This window comes from Stenotrophomonas sp. YJH_SMC_19, assembly GCF_059367915.1.
Genome location: NZ_JCAFRI010000007.1, coordinates 25,385 through 41,862 on the forward strand (window position 1 = coordinate 25,385; position 16,478 = coordinate 41,862).

The following is a 16,478-nucleotide window of genomic DNA, read 5'->3' on the forward strand; positions in this document are numbered from 1 at the left end:
TGGCTTCCGTCCCTTTCTTCTGTCAGGGCCAGTGATTGGCCGGTGTGTCGCGCTCGCGCATGCGCACGATGCAGAAGCGATGGCCGGTGGGTGCTTCCATCACCCACCAGCGTTTGACGAAGCCGATCCGGCGCGCGCCGAGTTTTTCCAGTCGATCTGCCTCGGCATCGATGTCGTCGCTCTCGATGTCCAGGTGCACCCGTGAGGGGTGAGCGACACGTTGCACTTCCACGTTCAGGCCCGCGGGTGCGCCCTGCAGGTCGGCGTACTCGGCGCCATCTTCGCCATACGACGGCTGCGCCTGCAGACCGAGTGCGGCCGCCCAGAAGCGTGCGCCTTCGTCAGCGGGCGTGTCCTGGCAGTCGATGATGAATCCGGCCAGACGGCTCTGGTGCGCCATGACGTCCTCCGCAGATCGGGAATGGAGGGAGGGTAGCGCGTCGCGTGCTGTGGACGTTGTCACAGTCATGACGTTTCTGACTCTGCCAGAACCGGGGCCTGCGGTGTAACTAGTGGGGCAGATTCCAGGAGGGAAGGCGATGAGCGACGACAAACGTGATACCCAGCGCATGCTGTTTGGTGATCCGGGACCGCCTGGCGCAGGGCTGTCGGTAGCGGTCGTAGTGCTGATGGTGTTGGCTACCATGGCGGCTGCGATCGGCTTCATGCGCCTGCCGGACCAGATGCTGGGGCTGGGCCTGATCGGCATCTCCGTGTTTCTGGCGGTCGGTGCCCGCATCTGCCAGGCACGCAACCAGCATCAGGCGCTGTACCGGCTGATGTCGCGACAGCCGCCGCCGTAGCTGCGGCTGCCGTACAGGTTCAGTGCTTCGGCCAGTCCAGCTCGACCACCAGCGGGAAATGATCCGACGGCAGCACGCCGTCGATGCGACGGTCATCGGTCAGGAAGCTGCGTGCATGGAAGCCACGCACCAGCACCCAGTCCAGCTGCACGGTGGCCTTGCCGGTGAAATCGTGGAAGGTCAGGCGTGGCCCCTGCGGAACCTTCACCTGGGTACGGGTGTCCTGCAGCAGGCGGGTGAATGCCTGGTAGGTGTCACCACTGGGCTCGCTGTTGAAGTCACCCGTCAGGACCACCGGCAGATCGGCCGGCAGGGCTTCCACGCGCTTGCCGATCAGCTCGGCACCCTTCACCCGGCGCGGTTCATCCTCGTCGCGGTAGGGCAGGTGGGTGTTCATGAAATAGAAACGACGGCCATCGTCCAGGCGGCGGAACAGGGCCCAGGTGACCATGCGCGGGTACAGGTTGCCCCAGGTGATGCTGCCGGGTGCGTCGGGCGTATCGGACAACCAGAAGTTGCCGGACTCCTCGATGGCCAGCACCTTGCTGTCGTAGAACACGCCCATGTGTTCGTCACCGCTGCCACCGCGGCGGCCTTCGCCGAACCAGTGGTAGCCGGGCAGGTGTTCGGACAGGTAGTCGGCCTGCTCCTTCACCAGTTCCTGGGTGCCGATCACAGCCGGGTGCGCATCGAGGATGACCTTGACCATGGCATCGCGGCGGTCGGGCCAGCGCTTGCCCGGTTCGGTATCGGCCGGGGTGCGTACGTTGAAGGACATTACTTTCAGTGGCGCCGGTGCAGCAGCCCAGGCGACGGCAGGCAGCGCAAGCACCAGCAGCGCACACAGCGCGGGGCGACGGAAACGCGACAACATCGTGGAATCCCTCCATTCCATGAAAACGGTTTCATGAAGCATGCCATGGAAGGCGAGGGCAGCGGTATGCCGGGATGGGCGACTGGGAGATGCCGGACGGGCGCTGGACGCTCCGCCCGGCAGATGCCCCTTGCCCGATCAGGGGTCGTAGATCATCCCGTTCTCGTCACGGTTGTAGTGACCGGTGGCTTCGCGGGTGCCGTCGTCGTAGACCACGTACGACGTGCAGCGCTGGTGGAACACGTTGCCGCTGATGCGGAAGGGCACGCACTCCTCCTGCAGGCCGACCTCTTCGGCTGCATTCGCCGGCGGCGAGGGCACCAGGGCAGCAAGTGCAACTACTGCAGCGAAAGAAAAAGCGGTCATTCGATTGTGCAGCGTCATTGATCACACTCCTTGGAGTCGTAGTCGGTGTCCGATGCAGATCAGTCTGCCGGGAGGTACCACTGACCGTTCTCGTCTATCCAGTACACCGACGTGAGAACGGTGCCGTCTGCCAGAGTGCGGGTGACGGTGCAGCGCTGATGCACGAGGTTGGGCCCAAGTCTTACGGGCACGCAATCGGTCGTCGATCCGGGGGACCCGGCCGCGTGGCCGGTTGCCGGTACCACACTACCCAATGCCAACATCAATGCGGCCGTCGCGGCCAGTTGCAGTTTCATAAGCATCATCCTTGCTTTCTGCAATCGCGCACATGCGCATGGCGTGTGTAGCACGCGAACCAGACTGCCGGAAGTGTCTTGCCCGGATCAGTCCTCGATCTCGCCGCGCCGACTGGCAGCGCGTACCGCCTGCGCGGTGGTTGCCACCCCCAGACGCTGGCGCGCGCGACGCAGGTGATTTTCCACTGTACGGGCGGAAAGCCCCAGCGTGGCCGCGATCTCCGCCTGGCGGCGGCCGGCGGCGACCCAGCGCAGCACCTCGCGTTCGCGCGTGCTCAACGCACTTCCGGAAAGCTCGCTGGGTGTCTCTGCAAGCCGGCGTGCGGCACGGAATGCTGCAGTTGCAGCAGCATCCAGCAGCAGTCGCGCGCTGGCCGATGCATCGATCGCTGTCCCGGCAAAACTGATCGCGCCTTCCAGGCCGGTGGTGCCGAACACCGGCACCTGCAGACCGTGCAGGCCTTCACCACGTGGCTGCTTCACCACCTGATAGCGTTCGCCGCGAACACCCTGGCGCTTGCTCCAGAAGAACGGCGCGTCACTGTCCAGTACGTGCCGATTGACCGGGCAGGCGTGCAGGTAGCGCGCGAGGTCGGTACTGCCGCCGTCGCCGAACCAGTCGCCCTCGATCCAGTACACGCGCTGTGTACCGCGTTCCAACCCCGTGCCGGTGGCGAACACCAGCACGCGGTCGTAGCCGAGTGGTGCAGAAATGCTGCGTAGTACGGCGCCCACCGCACTCAGTGAGCGGGCGCGTTCCAGTTCCAGCAACGTCTGCACCAGTTCGCTCATCCGGGTCAGCGCCCGGCCAGGGCGTCGAGCAGCGTGCGCGCGGCCAGCTTGCCCAGCGCATTACCGGCCAGCGGGCTGTCGCCGGTCAGCAGCAGGCGGTCCTGCAGCACGCTGCCATCGATGCCGTCATTGACGATCTGCACGCCCTGCTGCGCCAGGCGCTCACCGAAGAACCACGGCAGCTGCCCGGGCATGTAGCCGATCTCCGGCGTCTGCCGGTCCATCGCATCGGGGAAGGCACAGATGCGGTAGCCGCGGAACAGCGAACCACCATCGGCCTCGTCCACGCCTGCGGCCAGCAATGCGGCCGGGCCGTGGCAAAGGGTGATGATGTGACGTTGCTCGGCCATCGCCCAGTGCAGGGCTGCCTTTACCGCGCGACTCTGCGGCAGTCCGATAAGTGCGCCATGGCCACCGGGGATGAACACGGCTGCATAATCCGATGCGGCATCGAGGCCTGCCACCACCTCATCCAACTGCAGTGGCTGGCGGAAGCGGGCTTCGTAGCGGTCGTACAGTCCGCCAATCTCCGTGTCCTCACGCGGGAACGCCCACCACTCGAACTTGGCGGCGTTGCCGGACAGCGTGGCCACATCGATGTCGAAGCCGGCCTTGTCCAGGTGGTACATCGGCAGCAGGGTTTCCACCGGATGGTTGCCGGTGGAGAACAAGTGGCCGTTGGTAGTGGGCAGATAGCGTTCGTCCGCAGCGATCATCAGCACCTTCCAGCGGCCATCGCGGCGTGCGTCGGGATAGTCGGCACCGGACAGGTTGCTCCTGGGCGATGTGAACTGCGACAGCGAGTAGGGCGACGGGAAGAAGGCATCGCGCTCGGCCGGGTCGGGGCTGGGCTGGCGGCTGGGCTCTTGCGTGTTCATGCGGACCTCCAGTGGGGTGGTGGGATCCAGCATAGAAGGGCTGATGCGTACAGGCGATGAGGGTTTTCCCTCAGCCGCGAGCAGCTACTTCACCGTGGCCGAATGCTGCTGCATGTCTTCATGCAGGATCCGCCGCAGTTCGACGATGGCCGGCGTGGCTTCCTGCACGCTGTGCCCGGATACGATCACCTTCTCCGAATCCGCGTGCGGCAGGTGCGAGCTCCAGTAGGGCACCAGCCCGTCGTCGGTCTTTTCCAGCGGCCCATCGGCCTTGGCGCGCGCGATGATCGAGTGGTAGTGCACCTTCGGCGACATCGGCAGGTCGGCCACCGCGCGGACGAAGGGATCGTCCTTGTCCAGATTCTGGATGCTGTTCATCTGGTAACCGTGCTTGCCATCATTGCGGTCGATCTGGCCGTCGTTGGCGATGGTGGCGACGTCTTCCAGCACGGTCAGCGGCAACCGCACCAGGCGACCGATCCAGCGGCCCAGGCGGGTGCCCGCCACGTCGGTGCCGCGGTGTGGCGTGGCGATGAATACCACGCGCGATACTTCCGGTTCCGGCAGGAAAGTCAGCACCGGTGCGCCCTTGGTACGCAGCAGTTCACGCTGTGCCGGCGTCATCTGCGCAGTCTCCAGCAGGGTCTCGACCAGATGATCGCCGGAAGAGGAGATCATCAGCCGCGCGATCACGCCACCCATGCTGTGCCCGACCAGCACCATGTCATGCGAAGCCTGCGCCTTGCCGCTGGGGTCGAAATGCTTGAGCACTCCGGACAGTGTATGACGCATCGCATCGTGGCTCATCGCGATGGGCATGTTGGTCGGGTAGTAGAACTGCCAGACCTGGAAGTCCTGGCGGATCTCGTCGTCGCGCATCAGTTCGTTGGCGACGTTCACCCAGGCTTCCGGGCTGCTGGCCAGGCCATGGATCATCAGCAGCACGCGGCGGTTCGGATCGTAGGGCTGCATCATGTACAGGTGCGGCGTGTCGATGCCGCCCTTGCCACCGAACAGCGAGCGCAGCGACTGGTGGCTGAAGTTGGAACGGGCCAGCCACAACGCATAGCCGGCGGTGAAGTTCGCGGCCAGCGGAACCTGTTGGCCATGCAGGGTGACTTCCGTGACCTGGTAGGGATCGTGGATCTCCAGCTCAGGCTCGTCGTCGTGCAGCACTTCCCACAGGTTCTTTCCCGAGAAGCGCAGCAGCACCGTCATTGAAGGGGAGGGCATCTCGCTCCAGCTTTGCGCGGCCGATGTGCTTGCCTGCGCGGCGGGCGTCGCTGCCGAAGGCGGGGTGGCCATGCTGCCAGCCGGGTCGTTCATCACCGCCACCAGTTCGGCACCGAAGCCATCGCGGCGATGCACGCTGCGCAGCGTGCCAGTGAACGACAGCGAGGCCGCCGGTACCAGTTCGGTAGGGGTACGCGTATCCAGCGGTGATGCTTCGCCTGAAGGGGCCAGCACGAAGGTCCAGCGGCCCAGCTGGAAGTGGCTGGCCTGGCCGTGCACGCGGCCCGTGGCATAGGCGTCGTACAGCTGTACCGAGGCTTCCTGCACGGCCAGGTTGTAGTAGTCGCGCACCTGGGTCTGGCGATCTTCGAAGCCGCGCTGGTTGGCGGTGCGCTCGGTGAAGAAAAGATAGGCATAGGCCTGGCGCGCGACCTGCATCCACGCATCCAGGCGCGGTTGGAAATCGGCATCCAGCTCGGTGATCGCGCTCTTGGCGCGGCCGGATGCCGAGTACTCACGCTTCGGCGCCGGCAGGGTCATCGCATACTGCAGCCACAACTCGGCCAGGCTGGAGCGTTTGTCTTCCTCGCGCACCACGATGCTGCTTTCCATCGCCTCGATGCAGGGCAGGCCCGGTTTGGCGCATACGCCTTCATCGAGGCCGGCCACCCGCAAGGTCTCCGTGGTCGCCGCGCTGAGCTTGCCGGAAGTGAGGATGTCACCGCGCTTGAGCGCGATGTACTGGCCGGGCGTGACCGAGGCCACCTGCACCGACGGCCCGAACTGGCGCAACGTGGCGCAGCCGCCCAAGGTGAGCAGCACAGTGATGATGAGGGTCGTGCGGCCGATGAAGCCCAAGCCCGTGGTTGCCATACGATCCTCCTGCGCGGTGGCGCCACTCTAGCGGTCGGCATGTCAAAGCGGAAGATACCGGGCGGTCGGTTTGGGGCGCTCAGGCGCTGCCATCCGAGCGATTCAGCCGGTTCCGTGTGACACTGGGGTGAATGGAGCGATGCAGGGACTGCGATGACGTGGCTTGAGACCCGGATCCCGCCGCCGCTGGTGATGCTGCTGTGCGCGGGGATCGGCTGGCTGGGGAGCCGACTGTGGCCGGAGGCGGTGTTGCCCCTGCCGATGCGGGCGCTGATGTCAGGCGGGGTGATGGCGATCGGTGTGGCGCTGAACCTGCTGCCGAAGCTTGCGTTCCAGCGGGCGCGCACCACGGTCAATCCGCTGCGCCCTTCGGCATCAAGCGCGCTGGTCACGCGCGGCATGTACCGTTACACGCGCAATCCGATGTATCTGGGCCAGGCAACGATCCTCACTGGCGCAATGTTGTACCTGCAGAACACGATCGCGTTGCTGGCTGTGCCGTTGTTCGTGCTCTACATCACCTGGTTGCAGATCATGCCGGAAGAGCGGGCGTTGCTGGCCCGCTTCCCCGACGTGTATCCGATGTTCCGCCAACGAGTGCGGCGTTGGCTGTAGCGGGCATCACCCATTATCGAGAGATCTGGCACTTCACGGCAGCGGAATAGCCTTCGTAGTCATCGCCTGCGATCACGTGCAGGGTGTGGCGCTTGTCAGTGGTCTTCACGTATGAAGGTTCCTGCGTGTTGGCGTGTTCGTTGACCGTGTTCACTGACCACGCTTTGGCCAGATGCGTGGCGTCAACGCCGTTCAAGTAGACGAAGAGGCTCTTCTCGCCCTCGGCCACGTTCACATCGGCACTGGTGACGGTGCCGCCGAACAGGGCGACCGGCTTGTCTTCCGGCTCGAAGGTGCCACCCGGTTTCCTGGCCAGGCCAGCGGCCTGCAGTGCATCGATGGCGTCGGCCTCGCTGAAGTCCGAGCCGGCCTTGCAGGCCAGCAGGGCTTCCAGCGTGGCGGTGCCGGGGGGCGCGATGGCCGGTGCCGCGGCGTGCGTGGCTGGGGTTGCGGCGAGGGTGACGAGGAACAGGGTGAGAGCGACGGGAGCTTTCATGGCAGATCCTTTAATGTGTCGCGGGATAGCCGGTGGCGGGGCGAACAGATCCCGGCCACCGGCCACATTCGGCGTGATGGGTCAGTCGAACCAGACCAGCGGCATGTCGGCATTGAGCGACATGTGGCGGAAATCTCCTAGCACCTGGGCCACGGCCTGCACGGTGTGGCAGCCCGTTCCCAGCGCGGACGATCCCGCGCTCAGGTAGCTGGCGGAGATGGTACGGGTGCTGACCGAGTCCGGTCTGGAGCCCAACTGCTGGGTGCCGAGGCTGCCCACCTGCTGGCCATCGATCTTCAGGAACAGGAACACGCTTCCGCCACCGTCGTTCGGGTCACCCTGCACGCGGGACTTTGTCGAGAAAAGCACCACGCCGTTGTGCCCCTGCGGAATGCAGACCTGGCCCTCGCCAATGACCACCTGCGAGCCCGCTGACGGACAGCCCGGCGCGAAGCCATTGGTCCCGACGCAGACATAGGCGAAGCGGCGGTAGGGGCCTGCGGCGGCGTAGTTGAATCCAGGATTCAACCCCTTTCCGACCACGCCAAAGCCGTTGGACAGCGTCACCAGTCGGGAGTTGGCGCCGAACTTGTACTTTACGTTGTTGGTGTTGGCGTCCTGCGGCTGGTAGTACGGCGATTCGGACGCGACGAAGCTGACAGTGCTGTAAGCCGGCGGATTGACGAACAGGCCTTGCGAATAGAAGGGAGCCTGCGTTTCTGCGCCACTGAAGATGTCATTGATCGACCAGGTCATCGATTCGATGCCGGGCTCCTGCTCGTTCAGGAAAATTCCCATCATGCCATCGCCGTAGTTGCCCCATGCGAACGCGCGGCCGGAAGCCATGGCCACGATGGGGCCACCGGGATTGCCGGCCTGGGCAGTCATCAGCAGCTTGCGGTCCTTGGCCTGCAACGCCATTCCTTCAGGACTGCCGACGGTATTGAAGTCCAGCTGCGCGGTGTCACTCGGAAGGCTGCTGTTGGTTACCGAGCCTGCAGATGTGATGAGCACGGAAAGGTTGCTGGCGGAGCCGAAATTGACGGCCGAACCGATGGCCTGTCCGGCCAGGTTGACCGTATGGTGTCCGGCGGGCAGGTACTTGGCACCGATGACATTGAAGGAGTGCTGTTGGGCCGATGTCGACTGCCGCCAGTCGATGTAGCTGTCGTTGGAGACCACCTCACCGTTGATGGTGATGTAGGCGTTGGCGGCAGAGCGGCCGCCAGGGAAGTACCGTCCATCCGACTGCACGTATACCCATCCAGGGGCGTTCAGATCGATGGTGCTCGAAAGCAGGGTTGCCGTGCCGGGTTGTACGCGCTGGTCAGCGGCCAGCTGTAGATAGCGGGAGCCTGGCGTGGCAGCGGAAGCCTGCCCCAGTGCCAACGCCACGGCCAAGCCCACAAACAGTGTGATGCGCTTCATCTGATGTCCTTTCAGGTTTCGGGTCACGTCGTGTGACGCAGGGACTCTACTGGATCCGGATCTCAGCTTCTGTGACTGGCTCCCGATGCGGGTGGCATCGGGGAATGTCGGGACAGCAGAGGAAGCGCCATCCTCGGAAAACAAAAAAGCCGGAACTCCATTGACGGGAGATCCGGCTTCTTGCGGCCTCGACAGGCCATACAGATGGTGGAGGTGGGCGGAATTGAACCGCCGTCCGAAGGCACTCCATCCCCAGCACTACATGCTTAGCTCACCGTTGGATCTCGTCCCCGAACAGCACGGCGTGCAAAGCGCATCCGGGAACCAGCCTGTTGTGTTCTAGTGCCGGACTGACAGGCAGCCACCCAGCGCGATTCCATGATAGTGACTCTACACCGCGAGCATGGACACAAGCGGTTTCGAGGCTTAGGCCTTAAGCGGCCAGAGCGTAGTTGTCGTCGTTGGCAACTAGAGTTTTGCAGCTGGATTTACGAGGAAAGCTACCCCCTCGGCATGCGCCAGGCGACTTCACAACCCCCGTCGAAACCAATGCACCCCCGGTTTCTTCAAGTATTGCAAGGCTTTTAGGCCCTTGGTTGACCAAATGTTGACCAAGAACCCGCCTAACGGTGCGAATGTTACGGGAATCTTCCTGAACAGTCACGCGATCAGCCGCCACTGGTCGGCGGACCGTCGCCCAGCTCAGGATGGTCGTTCAGATAGGCGACCACGTTGTCATCAAAGAACTGGCCGCGGTAGTAGCTATGCGGATCATTCAGGGCGACCAGTTCGGCTAGGTGCCTCCGGGTGGAGACGCGATTGATGATGAATTGCCGATCAATGATGAGCATCTTGTCGTGGGGCTCGGCTGACACATCGATCACCCGACCTGGGGGAGCTTCGGGTAGAGGGGTGTCACAAGGCGTCTTGTCGCTGTTGATCTCCATCAAACGATCAAAATGCGCAGCGGTCGCGTCGGTGCTGAGGATGTACTCCCCCCCTTCCATCACCCCCATGAATTCAAAAGTGCCCAGTGGCTCAGCGTGCTGAATCATGGAGATATGGCCTTCCTCGTGGAGCCGTCCACGGACCAAGCCCCCGCTGCGAGCGTCCACGATCCAACCGGCCAAAAAGGCGGAGGTGAACTCTTCAGGAGTGCGGATGAACAGCAAATCGTCGGCCGCCACCGGCTGGCGCGCGGCAGGTTCGGTCCCTGTGCCTGTCTGATCGTCGTCCATTCCCACGCTCCAGTCGTTCAGGCACTTCAGCATAGCCCACTAGATGGCAGACTTCGGCACCCACACTGCAGCGGCCTGGGCGCCGGCACCAGGGGCCGGCGAAGGGGGCCAGCGGCCGTACTTTGGGGCACCCGTCGTCCCGTCCCTATGCCCCTCCACGTCACCCGCGTAGCGTTCTTGCCCGCGCTAAGGGCCTGGGAGGCGAAGGTGTGGCGCATTTAATACAGATGCCGAAGCGGTCGATCAGTGCGCTTCGCTGGAGGGTCATCGAAGCGCTAGCGCGAACACACTTTGCGCCAAATTCCAAATTTGTGACGAGCGTCACTAGTTAATTCAAAGTGAATACGCGGCTTCCGTTCAGGCATGCGCGTACGAATGGGGGTTTTGTTCATAAATATGTATTTGAAAAATAACGGTTTGTTGAACTTACCAACAGATTTCAGCCTTTCTGAATGTTTTCCACAGAGTTGTCCGTTGAAGCGCTTGTGCACTTGTGCTAGCGGTCTCCGGGAGACTAAGATTTCCCCAGATCCAGAGGCTGTGGTGGCCGAACTGATCTGGCGGCCGGTCAAAGTGATCGGCCCTTTTTTGTCTCGAAGACTAAGGATAGTGAGACGAGGTTACGCATATGAAGAGAGACAATTTCCCCGTGCTACGTCATCGAAAGTCTGAGGATGGCCGACATGCAGTCGACGCCTCGCTACGCGTGCTCATCCTCCCGTCTGAGGACGGTGGGTACGTTGCTCAGGGCTTGGAGATCGACTACTTGAGTACAGGCCGCACTGTTGACGAAGTTCGTCAGAACTTTGCCGATGGTCTTCTTCGAACCATCGAAGCCTACTTGAGGCGTAATAGGCCGCTGACGGCTCTCTTTGCGAAGGGCAAAACGCCGCCAGAGGCGTGGAACCTTTGGCTTCAAAGTGACAACCACGATGTGCTGACCTGCGGGACTGTTGTTGAGCTCGACATCCCTCAGGACACTGGATTCTTTACATCACTCGCTTTCCGCGAGGCTGAGGTGGCTCACGCTGCATGAGGATTCGTAAAGGGCCATGGGACGGCGCTCAACCCAGGACACATGTGTTAGATGTGTTGAGAACGCACGGGGTTGAGGTGATTGCGCAAGGAAACGACTGGTACGAACTGGTCGATGCTGATGGCGATCCTGAGGTGCTGCTGATCACGAACCCGGTGTTTCCAGACATGGTGGTGAAGATCTGGGAGCGCTACGGTTCCATTCACGAGTTTGAGATCACGGATCTAGTGCGAAGGCATTGAGGAAGCCCCGCGTTTCAGTGGGGCACTCTGCGTCGTTTTCTTAACGTATGACTATGCGGGTTACTTGATGCCCGTATGCATAAGCTCGGGCTTCCAGACGGCCGCGGCCTTCGCGCCCGCATCGGGGACCATCGACGGGATCCACCGGCCGTACTTCTTGGCAGTGATCGTCCAGTCGCGATGCCCCATCTGCCGGGCCACCCACATGACGTTCTCGCCCGCGCTGAGCGCCTGGGACGCGAAGGTGTGGCGCATTTGATACGGGTATCGGTACCGGACACCAGCCTTGCGCAGCGCGCGCTGCCACTCGCCGGCGCGGATGCTCTGATCCGACCCCCACCGGGCGTTCGTTCTGGGATCGTGGAAGACGAACTCGCCGGCGGTGGCCGTATGGGCACGCTGGGCCTTCAGGGCGTCGATCGCCGGCTGCAGTAGCTGCACTTCGCGCACGCCGGACTCGGTCTTGGGGGCCTTCATCTTGCCCATGACCCAGGCGCGCCGGATCTTGACCGTGCCCTTGCGCCAATCGATGTCCGACCAGCAGAGACCGATCATTTCCGAGGTGCGCAGGCCCGTGGCGAAGTTGAACTGGCAATAGTTGCGGACCTGGTCGTCGCGGCAGGCGGCCAGGATCGCCTGGACTTCCTCCGGCGTGAAGGGATCGACCTCTTCGCGCGCGTTGGCCTTGGCGCGCCGCTTCACCCTGAATCCATCGAGGGGATTGCTTGGGATCAAGTCGTCGGCGACCGCCTCGTCCAAGGCGCCGCGAAGCGGGCCCAGGACGTTGTTGATGCGCTTGGCTGACGTCGACTCGTCGAACGTGGCCACCAGCTCCTTCAGGGCGATACGGTCGAAGTCACGCAGCGCGATCGCGCCGCAGCGCGGCACCAAGATGTTCTCGACGATGCGCCTGTAGCCAATCAGGCTGCTGTGCTCGAGCTCAGGCTCCTTCTGGGCCAGCCACCGTGTCAGCACCTGCTCCAGGTTGTCGAGGGCCGCTGGCTTCTCCGCCACCTGCACCGCGCGCTTGCTGCCGGGAAAGTGGGTGGCATAGTCGAACGTGCCCTTCTCGATCTCGACCTTGATCTGCCCCAGCAGGTTCTCGCAGTACCGAAGGTTCCGTGCGGTCGGAGGGAGTTTGACCCGCTCACGGCACCGCTTTCCCCGGTAGTAGAAGTCTATTGCGATGCTGCTCTGTGTAGCTGGCCTGACGCCGCCTTGCCGTGCATTACCCACTCTTCGTACCCCTCCAGGTCGATCAGGTTTCTTCCATCCGGCGCCTTGATGAACACGGCACCCTCCAGCCAGTCGCCCCGCTTGATCTTCGAGTTGACCGCGTCGACCGTGTAGCCGGTCAGCGTCTCGAACTGTTTGAGCGTGACGAACCGGACCGGGCGCAGGTTCGCGGGGGAACCGGGCCTCGGCAATCCTCGTGTGGGGGTGTCGTAGTTACTCACGAGGGAACTCTGGTAGCCAAGCTGTGGAGCTCTCGGGCGAAGTCATGGGAGAATCACTCAGGTCTAAGCGCAGAAAGGGGATGCGGGTGAGCACTTGTTTGGTGGCTGCTGATCTAGGGAACTTGGCCGATTGGGCAGGTGTCCTGATGGCTTTGCTATCCATGGTCGCAGCCTGGGCATCGGTTTGGGTTGGTGTGTTTGCGGTGTTGGCCACAACAGTCGTTGCAGTCCTTGCCTATCGGACGTCTCGCAAAGCGACGTCGATTGCTGCCGAGGCGACAAGAATCGCCAAGCAGCAGCACCTGGAAATCGTTGGGGCGAGGGACGGCAACGCTCGGATCGTCGCTCGAGTGCTGGTACACGAGGTCTCGGAATTGCCGACGCAGCTGTATATCCTGCATCAGCACTGCATCAGGGCTCTGAATCGAGGTGCTCCAACAACCGAAGAGGAGGTCGGTTTCTTGGAGCGCACATTCCGGTTGGGGGAGCAATCGCTTCTGCCTGGTACCGAGAAATCGGAAGATAGACTTCACTACTTGCCAGAGAACATTGGGAATGATCTCGCAGTGTTGATTGGGTACAGCCGCACATTGAGCGCAAACTGCAAGACGTTGCTTTCGCAGGTGAAGACGCACACTCGCACTAATCACTTCCCTGCAGAGATAAGGGTGTTTGCAGGCTCGATGGAGCAGGTAAGAAGTCTCAAGGAGTACGTCGAAATTTTCTCTGCCTATTGCATGGAAACAGCTGCAAACGTTCGGGCGTTCTCTGGGGCAGAACCCTACGATTTCTCCAAGTTCGATCTCCGCGCGGGGAGGGGAGAGCGCCCATAGGTGCGCGTTGTTTGCGATTAAGCCAGTATTGAGGTCGTTGCGGTCCTCACGCATTGGTGGCCTCGGTCAGTTGGATAGGTATGGCGATGTCGGCTGGCAGTCCTGACGGCTCGGCAGTGTCGGCGGCATCGTCGTAGGCGCGGATCGCGCGGGCGATCGCGTACAGGCGCCAGAGGAAGTGGAAGGTGTACTGCTGCAGCGAGGATGCGTATTCCCAGGCGTCAGTGATGCGAAAGTCGCTGTAGTCGGGGTCGCTCGGCGCGAAGTCCGACATAGCGCTGATCGCATTGCTCAGTGCGTCGTGGTCTTCCGAGTCATTCAGCACTTCGAGCTCGAGCTCCTGCCACAGCCGGGCCACCCATTCCGGGCGCGTGTCTGGATCCGCCAAGTCGTCAGGCTCTACGCGTTCCTCGACGTATTCCTTGAACAGGCGCATCACCAGGTCGCGGAAGAGGCGCGCGCTGAATTCCTTCTTCCCACCGTCGTTGGCCTCGCACTTCTCGGCCCAGTAGCCGTCATTTACGAACAGGCCGCCGGCCTTCTCATGCTCTGCAGGCGTTGCGCGGAAGAACTCGAACATGTCGTGCAGGCGGTTGAAAACGGCGGTGCCCATGTCGCCGGAGATCGCCAGGTGTCCGGGCCAGGTCACGATGTCGAATCCGTAGCAGTAGGTGCCGGGGCGCCGGAACTGCAGGTGGCGGTGCACGCCGTCGTCCACCACAATCCGCAGCTCATGGGTGGCCGTATCGGCAAGGAAGCGGGGGAGGACGTCACTGCGGTTCATGGGTATCTCCGGAACGTGCGGGGGAGGGCTGGGCAGCCTTCAGGGCGGTTTGCCAGGCAGGCACTGGGCTGTCCTCGGTGTCGAGCAGCTGCAGCAGGCCCGGGCGGTGGCCCGTGACGATGCGTCCGCCGGCCTTCAGCACTAGGAGAACCTGCGACTTTTTCGTGAGCGGATCTTGGCGAGGCAGATGACGGACGTTGGTGACCTTGCCGGCCACGATCTCTGCAACGGCAGTGTGATCAGGGCCCGCGGCAATGTCGCAGGCGAAGGCCGGCGTGGGTCGCTTGGCAGTCATCGTCAGCGCCTCTGGCTCGGCGGCAGCGTGGGGAGCTGCTGGGGCTCGGCAACCGCCGCCGTCAGGTTCCCGGTTTCGTGAGCCAACCGGATTGCGTCGAGCTCGACCTTCACCGCGCCGATGTAGGTGGTGGCCACGATGGTGGTGGCCTTGGCGCGCTCGATGACCTGGCCCATCTGCTCTGCACTCAGGTCGTCGTCGCCCAGGCGTTCGAGCATGGCCACCAGGTGATCGCGCACATCACTGACCTTGTTCTTCATCTTCTTCTTGCTCCTTGATTCGCCTCCTGACCCGGCGGGTGATTCGCGCCTTCAGGTGGACCAGTTCTTTCAGTTCCGGAGGGAACCGGTTGTGGTAGCTGTTGCGCCGCATGTTCTCGGCGAGGGTGACGGTCTCGAGGCGATCAGCAGTGATCTCTGCGGCGACCAGCGTCTTCAGGCCCGGCCGGAACACCACGATGTGTCCCTCCGGTACCGGGCCGTTTTCCGCCTCCCAGACCATCACGTGCACCGGTCGCCAGCGATTGACCGGGAACAGGGCTGGGTCGTCTGTGACCTTGCGCATCAGCACCTTCCGTTTCGGATCGACCTTCTCGGTCCCGATCGGCACGTAGTTGCGCGCCTCGCTGGCCGGCCGCCCCTTCTTGAACTGGGTTTCCCGCATTCGGCCGGCGTGCCAGCCCGGCCTGCGCAGTCCCTTGTTCGACGGTGTGGTGCCGGGCTTGAAGCGCGAGGCGATCGATCCCGGCTCCTGCGTCCCGTTCCAGAGCGCGGCCAGCGGTTGGGTATGGAAGTCGTCGGCCTTCTGCAGGCCCAGAGCCGCAGCCCGCCGGTACACCGCGGCTGTGGGCCGTTCGAGGACGTGCGCGATCAGGAAGGCGGGGAACCGCGGCCAGTTGAGCCGCAGCGTCTCGTCCTCGTCGACCGTCCATGGCCGGCGCGCGTTGGGGTGTGACTTGCGCACCATGGCTCACGGGGTCCAATCCGAGCCGTTCGGGAACTGGTTCTGCTGCCGCGCGCGCTCCCGGACTGCTTCCTTCCGGAAGTACGCGCGGTGCTCGACCTTCTGGCCGCGGATGCGGAAGCCCCAGCTGTGGGCGCGCGGGGGCAGCGTCAGCACCAGCGTCCAGGTACCTTGAGCTTGCAGGTCCTCGGCAAGGGCGATCCGATGCCAGCCCTCAGCACAGCGGAACAGCAGCTGGCCAGCGCCGTACCAGGTCGACGAATACGGTTCCTCGGCGATCGCCGACGGCACCGCGTCCGGTACCGCCGGCAGCGGCCCGTCGAAGGGCCGGTGCTCGAAGTACCCACCGCGAAGGATCAGGCTGAAGAAGGACCAAGGGTGATCATGGAAGATGCCACCGTGGTCGCTGCTGCGAATGTGGTGCAGGCGCAGGGCCAACCAGGGCCGGGGCTGGCCACGGTCGTCGACGCCGGCGCGACCAAGACGCAGCAGCCAGAAACGGTCCATGTAAGGCGTGCCATCGGCGTTGACCAGGTGGAAGTAGGGCGTGCGGGTGCCGCGCTGGATCAGTTCAGTGGCAACGCGGTCCAGCACGCGACGGCCCACAGTGCGGGGCGGCGCCTGGAGATCCATGTAGCTGCCGCAGCGGCCGCACGATTCAATATCCGGCCAGTCTCGGGCGCAGCCGAACAGGGCACAGATGAAGGCGCGCACCCGGCTCACGGCTGCTCGCCCTCGTAGGTCGCGACCAGGTCGCTGGCTGCGGTCAACGTGCCGGCCTCGATCTGGCGCAGGCGGCGGGCACGCTCAGCCCGGCCGCCGCCCGGCGGTGCCCAGGTCGTCCGGTGACGTGCCGGCATGCGACGCACAGGTGCTGCAGGTGCTGCAGGGTAGGGCCGCGCCTGGCTCAGCAGGCTGGCCAGGAGCATGTTGAGGAATGGGCGGCGGCTGGTCACGAGGATCGGATACATGAGGC

23 protein-coding genes and 1 other RNA gene are annotated in these 16,478 nt (G+C 63.4%); 5 read left to right on the plus strand and 19 right to left on the minus strand.

Annotated features, from left to right (window positions below; genetic code table 11):
- Positions 1-22: 22 nt before the first annotated feature.
- Positions 23-400 (minus strand): VOC family protein, encoded by a 378-nt coding sequence (locus AC5P5R_RS09580; RefSeq protein ID WP_005409114.1) that lies wholly within the window; start codon positions 398-400, stop codon positions 23-25.
- A 139-nt stretch (positions 401-539) separates the two neighbouring features.
- Here AC5P5R_RS09580 and AC5P5R_RS09585 point away from each other — a divergent pair, with 139 nt between their 5' ends.
- Complete coding sequence (locus AC5P5R_RS09585; RefSeq protein WP_005409115.1) at positions 540-803, plus strand: hypothetical protein; 264 nt, start codon at positions 540-542, stop codon at positions 801-803.
- A gap of 19 nt (positions 804-822) precedes the next feature.
- Here AC5P5R_RS09585 and AC5P5R_RS09590 read toward each other — a convergent pair whose 3' ends face one another.
- The 6 genes from AC5P5R_RS09590 to AC5P5R_RS09615 all read right to left on the minus strand — a co-directional run bounded on the left by AC5P5R_RS09590 (position 823) and on the right by AC5P5R_RS09615 (position 6,115).
- Positions 823-1,677 (minus strand): endonuclease/exonuclease/phosphatase family protein, encoded by an 855-nt coding sequence (locus AC5P5R_RS09590; protein ID WP_164281566.1) that lies wholly within the window; start codon positions 1,675-1,677, stop codon positions 823-825.
- Between the two features lie 138 nt (positions 1,678-1,815).
- Positions 1,816-2,043, minus strand: a complete 228-nt coding sequence (locus AC5P5R_RS09595) for a hypothetical protein (RefSeq protein WP_240458872.1) — start codon at positions 2,041-2,043, stop codon at positions 1,816-1,818.
- A gap of 59 nt (positions 2,044-2,102) precedes the next feature.
- A complete protein-coding gene (locus AC5P5R_RS09600; RefSeq protein WP_151356393.1) occupies positions 2,103-2,339 on the minus strand; it encodes a hypothetical protein in 237 nt (78 codons plus the stop codon).
- 87 nt (positions 2,340-2,426) lie between these two features.
- On the minus strand, positions 2,427-3,131 hold the full coding sequence (locus tag AC5P5R_RS09605) for a PA1136 family autoinducer-binding transcriptional regulator (RefSeq protein WP_164281565.1): 705 nt from the start codon (positions 3,129-3,131) through the stop codon (positions 2,427-2,429).
- 5 nt (positions 3,132-3,136) lie between these two features.
- A complete protein-coding gene (gene hchA / locus AC5P5R_RS09610) occupies positions 3,137-4,009 on the minus strand; it encodes a glyoxalase III HchA (RefSeq protein WP_043035483.1) in 873 nt (290 codons plus the stop codon).
- A gap of 84 nt (positions 4,010-4,093) precedes the next feature.
- Positions 4,094-6,115 (minus strand): esterase/lipase family protein, encoded by a 2,022-nt coding sequence (locus AC5P5R_RS09615; RefSeq protein ID WP_043035470.1) that lies wholly within the window; start codon positions 6,113-6,115, stop codon positions 4,094-4,096.
- Between the two features lie 153 nt (positions 6,116-6,268).
- Between AC5P5R_RS09615 and AC5P5R_RS09620 the strand changes: the two genes are divergently transcribed.
- On the plus strand, positions 6,269-6,730 hold the full coding sequence (locus AC5P5R_RS09620; protein WP_043035469.1) for a methyltransferase family protein: 462 nt from the start codon (positions 6,269-6,271) through the stop codon (positions 6,728-6,730).
- A 13-nt stretch (positions 6,731-6,743) separates the two neighbouring features.
- On the opposite strand, the gene AC5P5R_RS09625 is transcribed toward AC5P5R_RS09620, so the two are convergent.
- The 4 genes from AC5P5R_RS09625 to AC5P5R_RS09640 all read right to left on the minus strand — a co-directional run bounded on the left by AC5P5R_RS09625 (position 6,744) and on the right by AC5P5R_RS09640 (position 9,892).
- Complete coding sequence (locus AC5P5R_RS09625) at positions 6,744-7,226, minus strand: hypothetical protein (protein ID WP_043035468.1); 483 nt, start codon at positions 7,224-7,226, stop codon at positions 6,744-6,746.
- A gap of 81 nt (positions 7,227-7,307) precedes the next feature.
- Positions 7,308-8,654: a hypothetical protein gene (locus AC5P5R_RS09630; RefSeq protein ID WP_043035467.1), complete on the minus strand. Its 1,347-nt coding sequence runs from the start codon at positions 8,652-8,654 to the stop codon at positions 7,308-7,310.
- A gap of 205 nt (positions 8,655-8,859) precedes the next feature.
- Positions 8,860-9,213: a transfer-messenger RNA gene (ssrA, locus tag AC5P5R_RS09635) on the minus strand.
- A gap of 109 nt (positions 9,214-9,322) precedes the next feature.
- Positions 9,323-9,892 carry a hypothetical protein gene (locus tag AC5P5R_RS09640; protein ID WP_164281564.1) on the minus strand — a complete coding sequence of 190 codons (570 nt, stop codon included), beginning with the start codon at positions 9,890-9,892 and terminating at the stop codon, positions 9,323-9,325.
- 628 nt (positions 9,893-10,520) lie between these two features.
- Here AC5P5R_RS09640 and AC5P5R_RS09645 point away from each other — a divergent pair.
- Together AC5P5R_RS09645 and AC5P5R_RS09650 are read left to right on the plus strand one after the other, a co-directional pair.
- The gene (locus tag AC5P5R_RS09645) at positions 10,521-10,928 is read left to right on the plus strand and encodes a type II toxin-antitoxin system HicB family antitoxin (protein WP_049397837.1); all 408 of its coding nucleotides are present in this window, start codon (positions 10,521-10,523) and stop codon (positions 10,926-10,928) included.
- A complete protein-coding gene (locus tag AC5P5R_RS09650) occupies positions 10,925-11,170 on the plus strand; it encodes a hypothetical protein (protein WP_164281563.1) in 246 nt (81 codons plus the stop codon). Before AC5P5R_RS09645 ends, AC5P5R_RS09650 begins: the two co-directional genes overlap by 4 nt.
- Before the next feature lie 60 nt (positions 11,171-11,230).
- On the opposite strand, the gene AC5P5R_RS09655 is transcribed toward AC5P5R_RS09650, so the two are convergent.
- On the minus strand, positions 11,231-12,406 hold the full coding sequence (locus AC5P5R_RS09655) for a site-specific integrase (protein WP_164281562.1): 1,176 nt from the start codon (positions 12,404-12,406) through the stop codon (positions 11,231-11,233).
- A complete protein-coding gene (locus AC5P5R_RS09660) occupies positions 12,349-12,627 on the minus strand; it encodes an excisionase (protein ID WP_164281561.1) in 279 nt (92 codons plus the stop codon). The genes AC5P5R_RS09655 and AC5P5R_RS09660 overlap by 58 nt, the downstream gene beginning before the upstream one ends.
- Before the next feature lie 146 nt (positions 12,628-12,773).
- On the opposite strand from AC5P5R_RS09660, the gene AC5P5R_RS09665 reads away from it, so the two are divergent.
- The gene (locus tag AC5P5R_RS09665; RefSeq protein WP_088435605.1) at positions 12,774-13,460 is read left to right on the plus strand and encodes a hypothetical protein; all 687 of its coding nucleotides are present in this window, start codon (positions 12,774-12,776) and stop codon (positions 13,458-13,460) included.
- Positions 13,461-13,506: 46 nt separating this feature from the next.
- Here AC5P5R_RS09665 and AC5P5R_RS09670 read toward each other — a convergent pair whose 3' ends face one another.
- The 6 genes from AC5P5R_RS09670 to AC5P5R_RS09695 are packed head-to-tail and all read right to left on the minus strand — an operon-like array spanning position 13,507 to position 16,473.
- Complete coding sequence (locus tag AC5P5R_RS09670; protein WP_164281560.1) at positions 13,507-14,244, minus strand: hypothetical protein; 738 nt, start codon at positions 14,242-14,244, stop codon at positions 13,507-13,509.
- Positions 14,231-14,539, minus strand: coding sequence for a hypothetical protein (locus AC5P5R_RS09675; RefSeq protein ID WP_164281559.1), 309 nt, complete (start codon positions 14,537-14,539; stop codon positions 14,231-14,233). The genes AC5P5R_RS09670 and AC5P5R_RS09675 overlap by 14 nt, the downstream gene beginning before the upstream one ends.
- 2 nt (positions 14,540-14,541) lie before the next feature.
- Positions 14,542-14,799, minus strand: a complete 258-nt coding sequence (locus AC5P5R_RS09680) for a hypothetical protein (protein ID WP_164281558.1) — start codon at positions 14,797-14,799, stop codon at positions 14,542-14,544.
- Positions 14,780-15,505 carry an HNH endonuclease gene (locus AC5P5R_RS09685; protein ID WP_164281557.1) on the minus strand — a complete coding sequence of 242 codons (726 nt, stop codon included), beginning with the start codon at positions 15,503-15,505 and terminating at the stop codon, positions 14,780-14,782. Before AC5P5R_RS09685 ends, AC5P5R_RS09680 begins: the two co-directional genes overlap by 20 nt.
- Positions 15,506-15,508: 3 nt before the next feature.
- Positions 15,509-16,225, minus strand: a complete 717-nt coding sequence (locus tag AC5P5R_RS09690) for a hypothetical protein (protein ID WP_240458871.1) — start codon at positions 16,223-16,225, stop codon at positions 15,509-15,511.
- Positions 16,222-16,473: a hypothetical protein gene (locus AC5P5R_RS09695; RefSeq protein ID WP_164281556.1), complete on the minus strand. Its 252-nt coding sequence runs from the start codon at positions 16,471-16,473 to the stop codon at positions 16,222-16,224. The genes AC5P5R_RS09690 and AC5P5R_RS09695 overlap by 4 nt, the downstream gene beginning before the upstream one ends.
- Positions 16,474-16,478 lie beyond the last annotated feature (5 nt).

What these genes read in the sequence shown, in the direction of transcription:
- AC5P5R_RS09605 (WP_164281565.1), bottom strand. Translation starts at nt 3,131, where the DNA reads ATGAGCGAACTGGTGCAGACGTTGCTGGAACTGGAACGCGCCCGCTCA.
- AC5P5R_RS09680 (WP_164281558.1), bottom strand. Translation starts at nt 14,799, where the DNA reads ATGAAGAACAAGGTCAGTGATGTGCGCGATCACCTGGTGGCCATGCTC.
- AC5P5R_RS09615 (WP_043035470.1), bottom strand. Translation starts at nt 6,115, where the DNA reads ATGGCAACCACGGGCTTGGGCTTCATCGGCCGCACGACCCTCATCATC.
- AC5P5R_RS09675 (WP_164281559.1), bottom strand. Translation starts at nt 14,539, where the DNA reads ATGACTGCCAAGCGACCCACGCCGGCCTTCGCCTGCGACATTGCCGCG.
- AC5P5R_RS09640 (WP_164281564.1), bottom strand. Translation starts at nt 9,892, where the DNA reads ATGGACGACGATCAGACAGGCACAGGGACCGAACCTGCCGCGCGCCAG.
- AC5P5R_RS09590 (WP_164281566.1), bottom strand. Translation starts at nt 1,677, where the DNA reads ATGTTGTCGCGTTTCCGTCGCCCCGCGCTGTGTGCGCTGCTGGTGCTT.
- AC5P5R_RS09625 (WP_043035468.1), bottom strand. Translation starts at nt 7,226, where the DNA reads ATGAAAGCTCCCGTCGCTCTCACCCTGTTCCTCGTCACCCTCGCCGCA.
- AC5P5R_RS09670 (WP_164281560.1), bottom strand. Translation starts at nt 14,244, where the DNA reads ATGAACCGCAGTGACGTCCTCCCCCGCTTCCTTGCCGATACGGCCACC.
- AC5P5R_RS09630 (WP_043035467.1), bottom strand. Translation starts at nt 8,654, where the DNA reads ATGAAGCGCATCACACTGTTTGTGGGCTTGGCCGTGGCGTTGGCACTG.
- AC5P5R_RS09585 (WP_005409115.1), top strand. Translation starts at nt 540, where the DNA reads ATGAGCGACGACAAACGTGATACCCAGCGCATGCTGTTTGGTGATCCG.
- AC5P5R_RS09650 (WP_164281563.1), top strand. Translation starts at nt 10,925, where the DNA reads ATGAGGATTCGTAAAGGGCCATGGGACGGCGCTCAACCCAGGACACAT.
- AC5P5R_RS09645 (WP_049397837.1), top strand. Translation starts at nt 10,521, where the DNA reads ATGAAGAGAGACAATTTCCCCGTGCTACGTCATCGAAAGTCTGAGGAT.
- AC5P5R_RS09685 (WP_164281557.1), bottom strand. Translation starts at nt 15,505, where the DNA reads ATGGTGCGCAAGTCACACCCCAACGCGCGCCGGCCATGGACGGTCGAC.
- AC5P5R_RS09600 (WP_151356393.1), bottom strand. Translation starts at nt 2,339, where the DNA reads ATGAAACTGCAACTGGCCGCGACGGCCGCATTGATGTTGGCATTGGGT.
- AC5P5R_RS09595 (WP_240458872.1), bottom strand. Translation starts at nt 2,043, where the DNA reads ATGACCGCTTTTTCTTTCGCTGCAGTAGTTGCACTTGCTGCCCTGGTG.
- AC5P5R_RS09695 (WP_164281556.1), bottom strand. Translation starts at nt 16,473, where the DNA reads ATGTATCCGATCCTCGTGACCAGCCGCCGCCCATTCCTCAACATGCTC.
- AC5P5R_RS09620 (WP_043035469.1), top strand. Translation starts at nt 6,269, where the DNA reads ATGACGTGGCTTGAGACCCGGATCCCGCCGCCGCTGGTGATGCTGCTG.
- AC5P5R_RS09665 (WP_088435605.1), top strand. Translation starts at nt 12,774, where the DNA reads ATGGCTTTGCTATCCATGGTCGCAGCCTGGGCATCGGTTTGGGTTGGT.
- hchA (WP_043035483.1), bottom strand. Translation starts at nt 4,009, where the DNA reads ATGAACACGCAAGAGCCCAGCCGCCAGCCCAGCCCCGACCCGGCCGAG.
- AC5P5R_RS09580 (WP_005409114.1), bottom strand. Translation starts at nt 400, where the DNA reads ATGGCGCACCAGAGCCGTCTGGCCGGATTCATCATCGACTGCCAGGAC.